The 15,460-nt window shown below is 72.7% G+C and carries 13 protein-coding genes; 8 read left to right on the top strand and 5 right to left on the bottom strand.

Going from position 1 to position 15,460, the window contains the following annotated elements:
- Window positions 1-556: 556 nt before the first annotated feature.
- The gene (locus ACZLMO_RS04100; RefSeq protein WP_463652947.1) at window positions 557-1,255 is read left to right on the top strand and encodes a hypothetical protein; all 699 of its coding nucleotides are present in this window, start codon (window positions 557-559) and stop codon (window positions 1,253-1,255) included.
- Window positions 1,256-1,932: 677 nt separating this feature from the next.
- Here ACZLMO_RS04100 and ACZLMO_RS04095 read toward each other — a convergent pair.
- The 3 genes from ACZLMO_RS04095 to ACZLMO_RS04085 all read right to left on the bottom strand — a co-directional run bounded on the left by ACZLMO_RS04095 (window position 1,933) and on the right by ACZLMO_RS04085 (window position 5,396).
- Complete coding sequence (locus tag ACZLMO_RS04095) at window positions 1,933-3,141, bottom strand: acetamidase/formamidase family protein (protein ID WP_463652946.1); 1,209 nt, start codon at window positions 3,139-3,141, stop codon at window positions 1,933-1,935.
- A 252-nt stretch (window positions 3,142-3,393) separates the two neighbouring features.
- Window positions 3,394-4,032 carry an O-methyltransferase gene (locus tag ACZLMO_RS04090; protein ID WP_425715535.1) on the bottom strand — a complete coding sequence of 213 codons (639 nt, stop codon included), beginning with the start codon at window positions 4,030-4,032 and terminating at the stop codon, window positions 3,394-3,396.
- A 317-nt stretch (window positions 4,033-4,349) separates the two neighbouring features.
- Window positions 4,350-5,396, bottom strand: a complete 1,047-nt coding sequence (locus ACZLMO_RS04085) for an ABC transporter substrate-binding protein (RefSeq protein ID WP_463652945.1) — start codon at window positions 5,394-5,396, stop codon at window positions 4,350-4,352.
- A 209-nt stretch (window positions 5,397-5,605) separates the two neighbouring features.
- Between ACZLMO_RS04085 and ACZLMO_RS04080 the strand changes: the two genes are divergently transcribed.
- From ACZLMO_RS04080 to ACZLMO_RS04050, 7 genes are all read left to right on the top strand, one after another.
- Window positions 5,606-6,763 (top strand): FecCD family ABC transporter permease, encoded by a 1,158-nt coding sequence (locus ACZLMO_RS04080; RefSeq protein ID WP_463652944.1) that lies wholly within the window; start codon window positions 5,606-5,608, stop codon window positions 6,761-6,763.
- On the top strand, window positions 6,760-7,818 hold the full coding sequence (locus ACZLMO_RS04075) for a FecCD family ABC transporter permease (RefSeq protein WP_463652943.1): 1,059 nt from the start codon (window positions 6,760-6,762) through the stop codon (window positions 7,816-7,818). The genes ACZLMO_RS04080 and ACZLMO_RS04075 overlap by 4 nt, the downstream gene beginning before the upstream one ends.
- Before the next feature lie 58 nt (window positions 7,819-7,876).
- Complete coding sequence (locus tag ACZLMO_RS04070) at window positions 7,877-8,644, top strand: GntR family transcriptional regulator (RefSeq protein ID WP_463652942.1); 768 nt, start codon at window positions 7,877-7,879, stop codon at window positions 8,642-8,644.
- A complete protein-coding gene (locus tag ACZLMO_RS04065; protein ID WP_463652941.1) occupies window positions 8,641-9,666 on the top strand; it encodes an ADP-ribosylglycohydrolase family protein in 1,026 nt (341 codons plus the stop codon). The genes ACZLMO_RS04070 and ACZLMO_RS04065 overlap by 4 nt, the downstream gene beginning before the upstream one ends.
- 123 nt (window positions 9,667-9,789) lie before the next feature.
- Entirely contained in the window at window positions 9,790-11,283 is a 1,494-nt protein-coding gene (locus ACZLMO_RS04060) for a purine-cytosine permease family protein (RefSeq protein WP_463652940.1), read from the top strand.
- Entirely contained in the window at window positions 11,280-12,269 is a 990-nt protein-coding gene (locus ACZLMO_RS04055; RefSeq protein WP_463652939.1) for a PfkB family carbohydrate kinase, read from the top strand. Before ACZLMO_RS04060 ends, ACZLMO_RS04055 begins: the two co-directional genes overlap by 4 nt.
- A 104-nt stretch (window positions 12,270-12,373) precedes the next feature.
- Window positions 12,374-12,874: a CinA family protein gene (locus ACZLMO_RS04050; protein ID WP_463652938.1), complete on the top strand. Its 501-nt coding sequence runs from the start codon at window positions 12,374-12,376 to the stop codon at window positions 12,872-12,874.
- A gap of 15 nt (window positions 12,875-12,889) precedes the next feature.
- On the opposite strand, the gene ACZLMO_RS04045 is transcribed toward ACZLMO_RS04050, so the two are convergent.
- The gene (locus tag ACZLMO_RS04045; protein ID WP_463652937.1) at window positions 12,890-14,035 is read right to left on the bottom strand and encodes an iron-containing alcohol dehydrogenase; all 1,146 of its coding nucleotides are present in this window, start codon (window positions 14,033-14,035) and stop codon (window positions 12,890-12,892) included.
- A gap of 133 nt (window positions 14,036-14,168) precedes the next feature.
- Window positions 14,169-15,458 (bottom strand): Nramp family divalent metal transporter, encoded by a 1,290-nt coding sequence (locus ACZLMO_RS04040; RefSeq protein ID WP_463652936.1) that lies wholly within the window; start codon window positions 15,456-15,458, stop codon window positions 14,169-14,171.
- Window positions 15,459-15,460: the final 2 nt, after the last annotated feature.

The raw sequence follows: 15,460 nt of genomic DNA, 5'->3' as shown, positions 1-15,460 counted from the left end.
GCCCCCACAGGTCGCGTCGCACGCTCGAGTGTGCGAGCAGCACGCGCCTCCGTCCATGCCTGCCCAGCTTCCGGGCGTGAGCACCATCCGGGACGCCACGGGATCACCACAGGCACTGCGGTTACACGTCCATCCACAGGTCGCGATGTCCTCCTCAGTCGTACCGGACGTCGTGACTCAGGGTCGGGCCATGATGAACTCGGCGCTGCCCACGGGAACACCGACGTTGCGGGTCCTCCTGGGCGACGTCCGCGGCCTTCACGACCCCTTGGCCAGGTCGCGGTCGAACGAAGGAACTGAGCTGGTCACGGTCCGCCGCGGTGCCGTCGCTGTGGTGCCGAAGGGGCTCAACGGAGGTGCACGCACACGGGCCCTCTACCGCGCACGATGCACCGCGGCCCAGGCACGGACGTCGACTCCTCGGCCCTTGGTACTGGAATCGGCTGCTGCGGTCCACGACCTCTACACATGGACGGTGCCGACCACGGTGCACCTCGCGGCCCCGAGTCCCGCGGGGCCCGGGAGTGCCCGTGACGTGCTCCGACACGAGTTCACCGTGGCTGACCACGACATCGTGATGATCGGCGGCCAGCCTGTCACCACGCTCGAGCGGACAGCGATGGACTTCGCACGCCTTCGTGATCCAGAGCAGGCGATCGTCACGCTGGATCACGTGTTCGCCAGGATGTGCCGAGCGAGTCGGACGGAGCGCGAACGGGTCGATCGGGAGGCGGGCGAGCTGCGAGCCCTGCTGATCAGCCGGCTGCGCACCGAGTTCCGGGGCGCACGGGGCGTCCGGCGCGCCATCCGACTGGTCGAGCTGGCGTCGCCTTGGTCGGAGTCGGCGTGGGAGTCGCGTGTCAGGTGGATCGTTCTCGTCTGGGGCGTGCGCGACGCGGTACAGCAGTGCCCGATCGCGGCCGACGGGCACCGGTGGTGGGTCGACCTTGCCATCCCCATCGGCACGACGCCGGACGGGAGGCCGCGATGGCTCATCGTCGAGTTCGACGGGCACTCGAAGTTCGGCACCGACCCCACCGTCACCTCGGACGCCCTGATGAAGGAACGACGTCGGGACCAGGCACTCGAGCGTGCGGGCCACACGGTGCTGCACCTCAGCGCTTCCGAGGCCGGCAACCCTGCCCTCACGGTCGAGCGGATCGTCGCAAAGGTGCCCGACGGTGTCCGGCTCAGTCTCTCGCCGGTCACCGACCTCATGCCCCGGACGCGGCGACGCACCGGCCGGTCGGCCTGACGGGCCCCTCCCTGCACCAGGCCGGTGGGGCGCCTCGCAGTGACGGACCAGGCGCGACGGCGCCATTCATCCACGCCCGCTCGCGGTCGCCGTGACACACGAGTGGTCGGACCGACTCGATGTGGTGTGGTGACCGTGCAGGTGCCCCGTCACCGCCCCCCGAGAGCCGGAAGGCAGCTTACGGACCCGCGCCGACACCAGCGGTCGCGTGCCGAGCCGCGATGCTCTCGTCGACCCCAGTCGTTGTACGCCGACCCCACCCCCACCGTTACCTGGTTCGGCGGACAAGTACACGGCTCGGCACGCAGGTACCTGGCTCGGCGGACAAGTACATGGCGCGGTGCACGAGAGAGCGACGTCAGCAGTGGCCACCCGCCCCCCTCGCCGACCTCACAGACGCCGTCGGCCGTCTCGGCGACAGAGCGTGAGGTCGGCGAGGGAGCGTGGTGCCGTCGGACCGAGCGTGAGGTCGGCGAGGGAGCGTGGTGCCGTCGGACCGAGCGTGAGGTCGGCGAGGGAGCGTGGTGCCGTCGGACCGAGCGTGAGGTCGGCGAGGGGGCGTGGTGCCGTCAGACCGAGTGTGAGGTCGGCGAAGAGACGTCGGTCCCGCAGCGGGGGTGAGGGGTTCGACGTCGTGCTCCGTTCGCGAGCCGCACCCACCCCCGCGGGACCGGGCCTTACTCCGGCTGCGGGAGGATGTCCTTGTCGAAGATGTCGACCGGCACCTTGAGCACGACCGCCGCGTTCGGGATGTCGACGATCCCGCCCACGTGCATCTCGCAGGGCGCCACCGAGATGATCGTGTACGCCTGCTCGGGCGTGTAGCCGAACTTCCCCAGGTACTCGATCGCCTGCTCGAGGGCCTGGACGGCGGCCATCGTCGTGTCGAGGTACTTCTGCTCGGAGCCGCTCGCGGACAGCCCGGTGAAGGAGAGGTACCTCGTCCCCATCTGCGGATCGAACGGCGAGGGCCGGAACATCGGCGTGCTCACGCCGTAGCGCGCCATCCCATCCTTGATGACGCCGAACCGGTACCAGCCGGCCCCGTCCATCTCGATGGCGTTCCAGGTGACCTCGCCGTCGCCCTCGGCGAAGTGGAAGTCGCCCGAGGAGAACAGAGCGCCGTCGACGAACACCGGGTAGTAGACGCGCGAGCCCCGCGAGAGGTTCTTGATGTCCATGTTGCCGCCGTTCTCGCGCGGCGGGATCGTGCGGGCGGCGTCCTGGGCCACGCGCCGCCACTCGTCGCCCTCGAGGTCGCGGAGGACGGACGTCGCGACGGCGTCCGCACGCGGACCGGCCAGGCCGTCGGCGATCAGGGGGTCCTCGCGCTCGTTCCAGATCCGCAGCAGCTCGTGCGAGGGCGCCACGCCCATGATCCCCGGGTGGCTGATCGCCGGGATCTCCACGCCCGGGATCTGCCGGCTCGTGGCGTACGTCCCGTGCAGGTCCCAGATCGTCTTGAAGCCCTGCGGAAACTGCGACGCGAGCGGCCCACCCATGCCGGGCAGGATGTTCGAGTAGCCGATCCCGGACAGCGGGAGCACGTCGAGGATGTCGACGACGAGAAGATCACCCGCCTTGACGCCGTCGACCTTGACCGGGCCGGTCAGCGGGTGCGTGCGGGTGAGGTCGAAGGAGTGGATGTCGGCGTCGTCGTCGACGTCCTTGAGCTGGTAGTCGTCGTAGCCGCCGGACTCGAGGATGAGCTCGTCGCCGATGCCCACCTCGACCAGGGGCGGGATGTCCGGGTGCCAGCGGTTGTGGCCGAGATGCTTCTGCTCGGCGAGCGGGACGCCCACCTCGCAGCGGAACCGCTGGACGCCCAGGTCGCGGTCCTTGAACCGGGAGACCCCGGAGCGGGTGAAGTCGGTCGAGTCGGTCATGATGTGCCTCCTTGACAGGTGGCGACACGCGCACCACTGGCTCGTCGTTGACCAGGTGTGGTGCCTGCTCGCGCGGATCGCCGGGTGGATGCCGCGGCCCTGATCCGGGCGATGGCTCCCGCGCACACCCCCGTACGGCCCCGACGACGCCGATGCTATCGAGGAGTCGCTCGCCGTGGTAGGGGTCACAGGCGGGCGGCGATCGCCGGACGGTCGCGAGCTGTCACCGGCCGGCGACGTCGCCCGACTCCTTCACATCCTGAGCGCCAGCTCGCCCTTCGGCTTGTACTCCGAGCCGCTGAGCAGGGTCACGCTCCGGTAGCCGTTCCCGTCGCCGCGGACGTGGTCGAGGAAGGAGGCGTCGAGGTTCTCGTTGTACACCAGCGCGCCGCTGCGCAGCTTCGGCTCAATCACGCGCAGGACCTCGAGGGACACGTCCGGCGCCCAGCCGTCGATGAGGGCGAGGTCGACGCCGTCGGGCACGGACGTCAGCGTCTCGCGCGCATCCCCGACGAGGACCTCGACGTACTCCCCCAGCCCCGCCCGCTCGACGTTCGCCCGCGCCCGCTCCGCCTTCTCCGGCACGAGCTCGGCGGTGCGGACGATCCCGCCTCCGGCGTCACGTACGGCGGCCGCGAGGTAGATCGTGGCGAAGCCGAGCGACGTCGCGAACTCGACGACGTTCCGAGCCCGCCCGTACCGCGCCAGCAGGTAGAGCTGGTCGCCCTGCTCGGGGCTGAGCGAGAACCCGGTCTCCGCGTGCCGGTGGGGGTCCGCGTGCCAGGCGTACTCGGCCCACTCGATGTGGCGCTCACGCTCGTAGAGCTCGTCGAGCACCGCCAGGACCTGCGGGTCCGTGATCATCGAGCTGGAGTGCGCGTCGCGGGGCATGGTCGTCCTTCGTTCGGGGGCGGGTCGGTTCATCGTCGCGCACTCGCCGGGCGGGATTCCGCTCGCTCACCCGACCGAAAACCCCTCACTCGCCAGGGGTGGGGGTCAGGTCTCGGAGCGGTCGCGTGCCGAGCCGCGATGCTCTCGTCGACCCCAGTCGTTGTGCGCCGACCCCACCCCCGCCGTTACCTGGCTCGGCGCACAAGTACATGGCTCGGCGCGCAAGTACATGGCTCGGCGCACAAGTACATGGGTCGGCGCGCAAGCACCTGGCTCGGCGCGCAAGTACATGGGTCGGCGAACAACGAGAACTCCCCTCACTCGCCGAGGGCCTCCTCGATGAGCGGCTCGAGCTGCTCGAGCGCGTACAGCCTGGCCTCGGGCGTGGCCAGAGCGAAAGCGTCGGAGACCTCGTTGTCGATGAGGATCGAGCGGCCGTCCTCGACCGCGGGGATCGCGAGCCAGCCGGCGTCCTCGGAGATCTCGGTGGGCTCGATCCAGATGGGGGTGGCCATGACGAGGTCGGCGTCGAACACCGGCAGCTGCTCGTCGGACAGGGAGACGCTCCAGCTGCCGTCCTCGGAGAGCTCCTCGATCTCGGGGTTGGGCACGAACCCGAGCTCGGTCATGAACGACACGCGGCTGCCCGCGGCGGTGTACGCGCCCCAGCCCTCGGAGGTGCGCGACCCGACGGTCACCGTCTGCCCCTCCCAGCCGGGGTGCGCCGCCGCGACCTCGGCGAACGCCTCCTCCTGCTCGGCGAGGATCTCCTCGACCTGGTCGCTCTCCCCCAACGCTGCGGCGATCATCTCGAGCTGCTCGGTCCCGGTCGTCAGGTAGTCCCCGCCGCCGGGGGCCACGCCGACCACGGGTGCGATGTCGCTGAGTCGGTCGTAGCGCTCCTGGTCACCGCTCGAGTGGACATCGAGGATGAGGTCCGGCTCGAGCGCGCCGATCGCCTCGTACGACAGCTCGAGCGTGCCGAACATCTCGGGGGCCTCGTCGTAGGCGCCCTCCATCCACGGCCCCACGCCGGTCGGGTCGTCGAAACCGATCCAGTCCGACGCCCCCACGGGCTGCACGCCGAGCTGGAGCGCGACCTCGGCGTCGCCCCAGCCCAGCGCCACGACGCGCTCGGGGCGCTCCTCGATCGTCACCTCGCCGAACTCGGTCTCGACGGTGGCCGGGAACGCCTCGCCCGAGTCGCCCGCGCCGGCGCCGGAGCCGGACTCGCCAGAGTCGCCAGAGTCACCCGACTCCTCGTCGGAACCACCGCCGCAGGACGCAAGGGTGAGGGACACGGCGAGCGCGAGGCCGGCGCCGATCGTCAGGCGTCGGGTGCGCGCGGGGCGGTCGATGGTCATCGATACTCCTTGGTCGAACCGGGGGTGCGGACCGGGGCGGCCCACCGAGCCCCTAAGGTAAGCCTCACCTAATAGATCAAGGAACAGGCACGACGACGATGAGACCACCGCCACCTGCCGGCAGCGCCGACCCCGCCGAGAGCGGCAGGCACGGCGCGAGCTCAGGCGCGCCCGCCGGCAGTCCGGTCGCCGAACGAACCACCACACCCGTGCCCGACGACGACGCCGCACCCACCACTCCCCCGCCCGCCGGCGGCCGCGCGGGCTCCGGCGGGCGTGCCGCCGGCCGCGCCGGATCCGGCGGGCGGGACGCCGGCCGCGCGGACTCCGGCGGGCCGGCCGTCGGCCGCGCGGGATCCCGCGGCTCAGCCACGCGGGCGCGCATCGCGGCGCTGCTGATCGGCGTCGGGGCGTTGGTCGTTCTCGGGGTGCTGAGCATCGTCGTGGGCAGCAGCCACATACCCTTGCCCACCGTGCTCGACTCCCTCACCGGCGGAGACGTCCCGCCGGCCGAGCAGCACGCCGTCACCGGCCTGCGGCTCCCGCGCACGCTCGCGGCCGCCGCCGTCGGGGCCGCTCTTGCCGTCGCCGGCGCGCTCATGCAGGCGCTCACCCGCAACCCGCTGGCCGAGCCGGGGCTGCTGGGGGTGTCGGCGGGGTCGAGCTTCGCCGTCGCGATGGCGATCTCGCTCCTCGGCGTGTCCGCGCCGAGCGCCTACGTGTGGTTCGCGCTCGCGGGGGCCTTCCTCGCCACCGTCGCGGTCACGCTCATCAGCCGCACGGGCGGCGGGCGGGTCGACCCGGTGCGCATCGTCCTCGCCGGCGTGGCGCTGAGCGCGGTCCTGTCCGGGATCCTCGGCGCGCTGCGCCTGTCCGACCCGCGCACCTTCAACGCCCTGCAGGTCTGGGAGGCGGGGATCCTGTCCGGTCGGGGGCTCGACGTCGTCGGGGCCGTGGCGCCGCTGCTGATCCCCGGCCTCGTGCTCGCGCTCCTGCTCGGCAAGGCGCTCAACGGGGTGGCGATGGGCGACGACGTCGCCACCTCCCTCGGCGTCTCGCTCGTGCGGACGCGGGTGCTGAGCGTCGTCGCCATCACGGTGCTCGCGGGCAGCGCGACGGCCATCGCCGGCCCCATCGCCTTCATCGGCCTCATGGTCCCGCACGCCGCGCGGCGGTTCGCCGGGGCCGACCAGCGGTGGGTGCTCGCGCTGTCCCTCGTGCTCGGGCCGGTCCTCATGATCGGCGCGGACATCCTCGCCCGCCTCGTCGTGTGGCCGGCCGAGATGCCCGTGGGTCTGGTCAGCGCGCTCATCGGCGCACCCGTTCTCGTGGCACTCGCCCGACGACGAAAGGCGCTGACCCTGTGACCGCCCAGGAGCCCGGGACCGCGACGCAGCACCCGCAGACCGCCGGTCAGGGTCTGGCGGGAGCGCGGAGGCGGCGTCGTCGTCGTCCGATGGTCGTGGGTCTTGTGCTCGCGGCGGTCCTGCTCGCGCTCACCGTGCTGGCGCTCGGTTTCGGCGACTACCCGCTGACGCCGCTCGAGGTGCTGCGCGCGGCAACGGGGCAGGAAGGGTTCGCGTCGACTGTGGTGCTCGAGTGGCGGCTGCCGCGGGTGTCGGCGGCGCTGGTGTTCGGGGCCGCTCTGGCCGTGGCCGGCGCGCTGTTCCAGACGCTCACGCGCAACCCGCTGGGCTCGCCGGACATCATCGGGTTCTCGACCGGCGCGTACACGGGCGTGCTCGTGGCGACGATCGTGCTGGGCGGCGGACTCGTCGGGGCCACCGGCGGGGCGCTGCTCGGCGGGCTCGGCACCGGCGTGCTCGTCTACCTGCTCGCGTGGCGGGGCGGGGTGCAGGGCTTCCGGCTCATCGTCGTCGGGATCGCGGTGACGGCGGCGCTGCACGCGGTCAACTCGTGGATCCTCCTGCGCGCCGAGACGGAGACGGCGATGACGGCGGCGATCTGGGGGTCGGGGTCGCTGAGCCTGGCGAGCTGGTCGGACGTGGTGCCGGCCGTCGCCGTCGTGCTCGCCGCGCTGCCGCTGCTCCTGCTGTCGATTCGGCCGATGCGGCAGCTCGAGCTCGGCGACGACGTGGCCGCCTCCCACGGCGTGCACGTCGAGCGGACGCGGCTGCTCGTCCTCGGCGTCGGCGTGCTGCTCACCGCGCTGGTGACCGCGACGACGGGGCCGATCGCGTTCGTCGCCCTGTCCGCGCCGCAGATCGCGCGGCGGCTCGCGCGCAGCCCGGGGATCCCGCTCGTGCACTCGGCGCTGACCGGGGCGTTCGTGCTGCTCGGGGCGGATCTGCTGGCGCAGCACACGCTCGCGCAGCCGGTACCCGTGGGCACCGTGACGGTGGTGCTCGGCGGGGCGTACCTGGCGTGGCTGCTGGCGGCGGAACCGCGCAAGGGGCGGTGAGCGTTCGGTCGCGGCACGGCCTTGACAGGCGAAGTGAACAGGTATGAACATGTGCAGCATGTCCGGTCCACCGGCTGCGATGACGCAGCGCGAGCGCATCGTCGCCGCCCTGTCCGCGCGCATCAACGCCGGCGCACTGCGCACCGGCGAGCGCCTCGACAGCGAGTCAGGAATCGCCGCGGAGTTCGGCGTCTCCCGCGGCACCGTCCGCGGCGCCCTGGCCGAGCTGCAGCGCCGCGACCTCATCGCCACCCGCGCGGGGCTCGGCTCGTTCGTCACCTTCGACGGCAGCCCGCTGGATCCGGACGTCGGTTGGGCGCGCGCCCTGACCGACGCGGGCGCCGCCGTCACCACCGAGATCCTCGGCATCACGCTCGTCCCCGCGGCCAGCGCCACGCCCCCACCCGGCCCCGCGCACCCGACAGCCGCCCCGGCACACGCCGTGCCGCCCGAGCTCGCCGGCCGCGACGTCGTCGTCCTCGCCCGCCGCCGCCTCCTCGACGGCCGCCCGATCTCCTACGAGCGCGCGGTCGTCCCTGCGACGGGCCCGCTGCGCGACCTCCCCACGAGCGGCCTCGTCGACGGCTCGCTCACGGCCACGCTCCGCCACGCGGGCCTCGTCGCCCACCACGGCACGCAGGATGCGCGGGTCGTCCCCACGTCCGACGACGTGGCGGCGCACCTCGCGCACGAGCCCGGCACCGTCGTCCTGCGCACGACCCGGCTCTCCTTCTCGGCGGACGGCGACGTCGTCGAGCTCGTCGAGTCCTTCCTCGACCCTGCCCACTTCAGCCTCCACCTCACGTTCGGAGACACCCCCGCATGACCTCCCAGCAGTCCCGCGCCCTCGGCGCCCTCACCGGCCTCGCACTCGGTGACGCCCTCGGCATGCCCACGCAGTCGATGTCCCGCGAGCGGATCGCCCGCGAGCTGGGGCCGATCACCGGGCTCATCGACGCGCCGGCGGACCAGCCGATAGCCCCGGGCATGCCGGCCGGCTCGGTCACGGACGACACGGAGCAGGCCCTGCTCGTCGCCCGCCTGCTGGTCGACGGCCGCGGCCGGGTCGAGCCCCAGACGTTCGCGGACGCGCTCATGGCCTGGGAGGCCCAGATGCGCGCGAAGGGTTCCCTCGACCTCCTCGGCCCCTCGACGTCCGCGGCGATCCGCGCGATCGCCGACGGCGGCGACCCTGCCGAGGCCGGCTCCGGCGGGACGACGAACGGCGCCGCGATGCGGGTGACGCCGGTCGCCGTCGCGGTGCCGTCCGCCGACGCGGGCGCCCTGCTCGGCGCCGTCCACGACCTCAGCTTCGTCACGCACAACACGGGCCTCGGGCTCTCGGGCGCGGCGGCCGTCGCGGGCGCGGTCTCGGCCGCGATCGACGACGCCGGGATCGACGAGGCGCTGGCCTACGGCGTCGAGCTGGCGCGCCGGGCGGAATCGATGGGCCACTGGGTCGCGGGCGCCTCGATCCCCGACCGCGCCGCCTGGGCCCTCGACGCCGCCCGCACCCTGGGCAAGCCCGAGCTGGCCGATTTCCTCACGGGCGTCGTCGGCACGTCGGTGCAGTCCCAGGAGTCGGTGGTCAGCGCGCTGGTGATCGCCAGCCGCTTCCGCGACGACCCGTATGGCGGCCTGTGCCTCGCGGCGTCGATCGGCGGGGACACGGACACGGTGGCGGCGATGGCCGGCGCGATCCTCGGCGCCACCCGCGGGCCCGCCGGCTTCCCCGCCGACGACGTCGCCACCGTCTCGTCCGTCTCCGACCTCGACCTCGCCGGCGTCACGGACGAGCTGCTCGCACTGCGCCGGTCGCACGCCCCCGCTGCACCGGACCCCGCCTGACGCACCGGGCACCGCCCGACCAACCCGAACGACTCCGAACTACCCGAACAACCCGGAACCGACGATCCGCCGGCGCGTACCGGCGCCCACCCGTCCTTCCCCGGACCATCCAACGAAGGGTGCATGATGTCCCCGAACCACGACGCCTCACCGACCGCGGCCGAGCAGGCCCAGGACGTGATCCTGTCGAAGTACGAGCAGCGCGGCATCGAGCCGGTGCCCGTCGAAGAGCAGAAGGGCAACCCGCTCGAGCTGTTCTGGGTGTGGTTCGCCGCGAACCTGTCCATCCTCGGCATCCCGCTCGGCGTCACGCTCGTGGCGCTGGGGATGAACGTCTGGCAGGCGCTGCTCGCCGCGGCGCTCGGCGCGTTCGGCTCCTTCGCGATCGTCGGCGTCATCTCGGTCGCGGGCCGCCGCGGCGGTGCCCCGAGCCTCACCCTGTCCCGCGCGATCTTCGGCGTGCGGGGGAACATCGGCCCCACGCTGGTCTCGCTCGCCTCCCGGCTCGGCTGGGAGACCGTCAACACCACCACCGGCGCGTTCGCGCTGCTCTCGCTGTCCACGCTGGTCCTCGGCACGAACCCGAACGCCAAGGAGACGCCGGTCCTCGCGCTCGTGTGCATCGCGATCTTCGTCGTCTGCACCGTGGCCGTGTCCGGCATGGGCCACGCGTTCCTCGTCGTCGTCCAGAAGTGGGCCACGTGGATCTTCGGGGCGCTCAACATCTTCGTCGCCGCCTACCTCGTGACCACCGTGGACTGGGACCTCGTCCTGTCCGCCCCGGCGGGCCCGGCCTCGGCCGTGATCATCGGTGTCGGCACGATCGCGGCCGGCACCGGCATCGGCTGGGCGAACGCCGGCGCAGACATGGCCCGCTACCAGTCGCCGCGCGTGAAGGCCGGCGCACTCATCGCCTCGGCGTCGGCGGGCGCCGGCATCCCGCTGGTCATCATCATCGGCCTCGGCGCGATCCTCGGCGCCGGCGACTCCGGGCTTGCGAGCGCCGGAGACCCGGTGGCCGCGGTCCGCTCGGTCCTACCCGCCTGGGTGGCGATCCCCTACCTCGTCACCGCGTTCGGCGGGCTCCTGCTGTCCAACCACCTGTCCGTCTACTCGGCCGGCCTCACCACGCTCACGCTCGGCATCCGCATCAAGCGCGTCAACGCCGTCATCCTCGACGTCGTCGTCACCACCATCGGCGCCATCTACTTCATGCTCGTCTCGGAGAGCTTCTACGGCCCGTTCATCACGTTCATCTCGCTGCTGGCCGTGCCGATCACGGCGTGGGTGGGCGTGTTCGTCGTCGACATGATCGGCCGCCGCACCTACCACCCGGACTCCCTCATGGACCTCAAACGGTCCTCGGGCTACTGGTACCGCGGCGGGTTCGAGTGGCGCTCCACGCTCGCGTGGGCGGTGGCGATCGTCGTCGGCTTCCTGTTCAGCACCGCGCGCGTCAGCTCCGACGAGGTCTGGTTCACCGGCGCACTCGCCGAGACGTGGATCGGGTCGAACGGTCTCGCGTGGGTCGCCACGTTCGTCATCTCCGCCGGCCTCTACGCCGCGCTCGGCGGGGCGCGCGCCGGCCGCCGCGACCCGTCCGTGGCCACGCGATGACGGCGCGCGTCGTCCACACCGGGCAGGCGATCGTCGACGTCGTCATGCAGGTGGCCGCTGTCCCGCGACCGGGCGAGGACGTGTTCGCGCGCGAGCACGCGATGGAGGTGGGCGGCGGCTTCAACGTCATGGCCGCCGCCCGCCGCGAGGGCGCCGACGTGCTCTACGCCGGCGGGCACGGCACCGGCCCGTTCGGGGATCGCGTGCGGGCGGCGCTCGCCAGCGAGGGCGTCGGAGTGCTGTTGGACCCGCACCCGACGCTCGACTCCGGGTTCTGCGTGGCGATCGTCGACGACGACGCCGAGCGCACCTTCGTCTCCACCCTCGGGGCCGAGGGCGAGGTGCCGGTCGACGCGCTCGACGTGCTCGCGGCCGGGGGCAACGAGGTCGACAGGGGCGCGACGGCGCCGGTCGGAGCCGACGACGTCGTCTACGTCAGCGGCTACACGCTCCTCCATCCGGGCAACGCGGCGATGCTCGCCCGCGCGCTGCCACGGCTGGCCGGGGCCGCGGAGATCGTCGTGGACGCGTCCCCCGTCGTCGGCGAGATCCCCGACGACGCCCTGCGCACCGCGACCGGCGCCGCCACCGTGTGGACCGTCAACGAGCGCGAGGCCGGCATCCTCGCCTCGCGAGTCCTCGGCACGAGGCCCGACGACGGCGCACCTGGCCCTCGGGAGATCGTCGGCCGGCTGGCCGGCCACCTGGGGACGACGGTGCTCGTGCGCGTGGGGGCCGGCGGCTGCTGGGTCGCCCGGCCAGGTGAGGCGCCGGCACACGTCCCGGGCATCGAGGTGGAGGCCGTCGACACCAACGGCGCCGGCGACGCCCACACGGGCGTGCTGTGCGCCGGCCTCGCGGCGGGGCTACCGCTGCTGGACGTGGTGGCGCGGGCGAACGTGGCCGCCGGCATCGCTGTCACGCGGCGTGGACCGGCGACGTCGCCGGCGTCGGCCGAGATCGACGCTCGGCTCGTTCGGGGCTGAGTCGACAGCGGGCGCTCGTGCGGAGCGCCGCCTACGATCGAGCCTGCGCGCGTGGCACGGGCTCGGCTCGTACGGGGCTGAGCGGGCCGGGCAGATGGAGGACCGTGACGTCGACCAGTTCGCAGGAGCACGAGGAGCGGGCCGCCCGGATCGCCGAGCGGCTCTCCGGCGTCCTGCTCGAGCACCACCTCACGGCCGCCGTCGCCGAGTCACTCACCGGAGGCAAGATCGCCACCCAACTGGCGGCCGCGCCCAGATCCGGCGAGTGGTTCGCGGGCGGCGTGGTCTCCTACTCGTCCGAGGTCAAGCACCGGCTCCTCGAGGTCCCGCCCGGCCCCGTCATCTCGCGCGAGGCCGTGGAGACGATGGTGCGTACGGTGAGCCGGCTGATGGACGCCGACGTGGCGGTCGCCGCCACGGGGGCCGGCGGCCCCTCGAGCCAGGAGGGCCAGGAGCCGGGCACCACCTGGCTCGCCGTGCTCGCCGGAGGCGACGTCCGCTCCGAGCTGCACCACTTCACCGGCGAGCCGCTCGACATCCTCGCCCTGACCGAGGAGCGCGTCCTGACGATGATGTGGGAGGCGGCCCGGCGCTGGACGGTGTGAGGCAGCCGGCGACCGTCACATCGACCGCTCGACGATCTCGACGACCTCCGCCTCGATGAGCTCGACGGGGTTGCCCTTCATGCTGCTGGCGCGGCGGCCCTTCGCCGCGGCCTCCGCCACCCGGTCGGGCGTCAGCCCGATCTCGCCCAGGGTGCGCACCTCGAGAGGGCGGGCGGTCTCGCGGATCCAGGCGACGCCGTCGTCGACGGTCGCCGCGCCGTCCCCGGTGAGCAGGCGCGACGCCTCGGTGTAGCGGGTCAGCGCGACGCTGCCGGGCTCGCGCTCGGTGAGTGCCCGGACGTTGACCTCCGTGGCGGCCGCGAGCACGGCGGCGCAGATCTCGCCGTGCGCGGCCTCGATCATCCCGCCCAGCGGCGCGGCGAGCCCGTGCGCGGCGCCGAGCTTGGCGTTCGCGAGCGCCATGCCGCCGAGGAGGCTCACCAGGGCCATGTCGGTGCGGGCCTCGACGTCGGACCCGTCGGCGTAGGCGGCCCGCAGCCCGGTCGACGCCCGGCGCAGCCCCTCGGCCGCGAACAGGTCCGTCACGGGGTTCGCGGCCCAGGACGTGTAGGGCTCGAGGCACTGCGTGAGCGCGTCCAGGCCCGACGACGCCGTCACCGCCGGCGGGCTGCTCACCGTGAGCAGCGGGTCGACGACGGCGTGGGCCGGGATCATCGCCGGGCTGCGCAGGCTGGCCTTGAGCCCGTGCTCCGGGGAGAGCAGCGGCGCGTTCGCGGTGACCTCGGCGCCGGTCCCGGCCGTGGTGGGCACCGCGATCACGGGCACCGAGTCGGGTGCGAGCGGCTTCCCGTCGCCGACCACCTCGAGGTAGTCCAGCGGCTCGCCGCCGTTGCGCAGGAGGATGCCGACCGACTTGGCCGTGTCGATGACCGATCCCCCGCCGACGCCGACGATGACGTCCGGGCCCAGCTCGCGCGCGGCTGCGACGGCGTCGGCGACGCCCTGGACCGTCGGCTCGCCGGCGACCCGGACGACCACGCGCTCCTCGCCCACGCCGGCGACGGGCGCCTCGTCCGCGCTGCGTGAGGAGCCGAGCACGAGGAGGACGCGCGGGCCGAAGCCGGCGGCGATCGTGGAGAGGTCGTCGGCGGCGCCGGCGCCGAAGGTCACGCGGTCGGCGGTCGCAAAGCTGAAGATCATGGGGGCCTCCCTGGGACGTGGCGGTCCTTCGAGGGTAGGCGGGTCGGCGGCGAGCACCGGCGCACGGCCCGGCTCGGCGCACGGCCCGGCTCGGCTCAGCCCGGATCGGACCGGAGCCCCGGCGCACCTCCCGTCAGACGACCTTCAGCGCCTGCAGGATGTTGAGCACCCCGAGCACGGCGACGAAGGCGACCGCCACGAACGACACGATGTTGAGCAGGGCCTTGTTCCTCAGGTCGCCCATGAGGCTGCGCCGGTTGACGAAGATCAGGACGAGGATCGCGGTGACCGGGAGCAGCATCCCGTTGATCGACTGCGCCGCGATGATGGTCGCCACCGGCGAGGAGTTCATCACCACGAAGATCACCACCGGCAGCCAGGCGACGGCCGTGAGGATGCCGCGGAAGGTGGGCGCCCTCAGGTCGGAGGAGAGTCCCATGGACTCGGTGGTCACGTAGGCGGCGGAGAGCGCGGCCATGGGCATCGAGGACACCGCGGCCGCGAAGAGCCCCACGTTGAAGAAGAAGTACGCCATCGGGCCGAGGATCGGCTCCAGCGAGGCGGACATGTCGGCGGCGTTGTCGATCGTCACGAGTCCCTCGAGGAACTGCGGGTGGAGCACCGATGCCGCGACGACGCCGACGGACATGGTGACGATACCGCCGAGGAAGACGGGGACGATCGTGTCCATGCGGGCCATGCTGAGGAAGCCCTTGGGGTTCTTGTGCCAGCCGCGCTCGAGGACCGCCGAGGAGTGGAGGTAGAGGTTGTACGGCACCACGGTGGTCCCGATGAGGCCGGTGACCAGCAGGATCTGGCTGCCGGAGAACTGCGGGACGACCAGGCCCTGCGCCACGGCGCCGTAGTCGGGCTGGGAGACGATCATGTCGACGACGAAGACGAGCCCCATCACGACCACCAGCACCGTGACCGTCTTCTCCAGCACCTTGAACTTGCCGATCATCAGCAGGCCCCAGTACAGCAGGGTGACGACGACGACCCAGAAGGCGGAGGGGAGCCCGCCCGGCATGCCCTCCATGGCCAGGGAGACGCCGTTGACGTTGCCGACGCTGTAGACGATGTTGCCGCCGAGGATCGCGAGCACCGCGATGACGCTCATCCAGAGGCCAACCCTGGTGCGGACGAGCCGGGCGAGCGTCTGCCCGGTGGCGAGCGTGAGTCGGGCGACCATCTCCTGCAGGACGATGACCAGCACGACGGCGAAGGTGACCGAGGCCCACAGGAGCTGGTAGCCGAACTCGGTGCCGGCGACGATCGCCGTGGTGATGGTGCCGGTGCCGATGAAGGCTCCCGCCACCATCATTCCTGGGCCGAGCGCCCGGATCTTTCCCAGCACCGTCGACGGCGGGGTGGGGGCGGACTCGTCCACCGGGGTTGCGGCGCTATTTGCCTGGTCAGTCATGG

This window comes from Georgenia sp. G2120, from assembly GCF_055326485.1.
The sequence above is the reverse complement of the archived record's forward strand: the minus strand, read 5'-3'. Positions and strand labels throughout refer to the sequence as shown.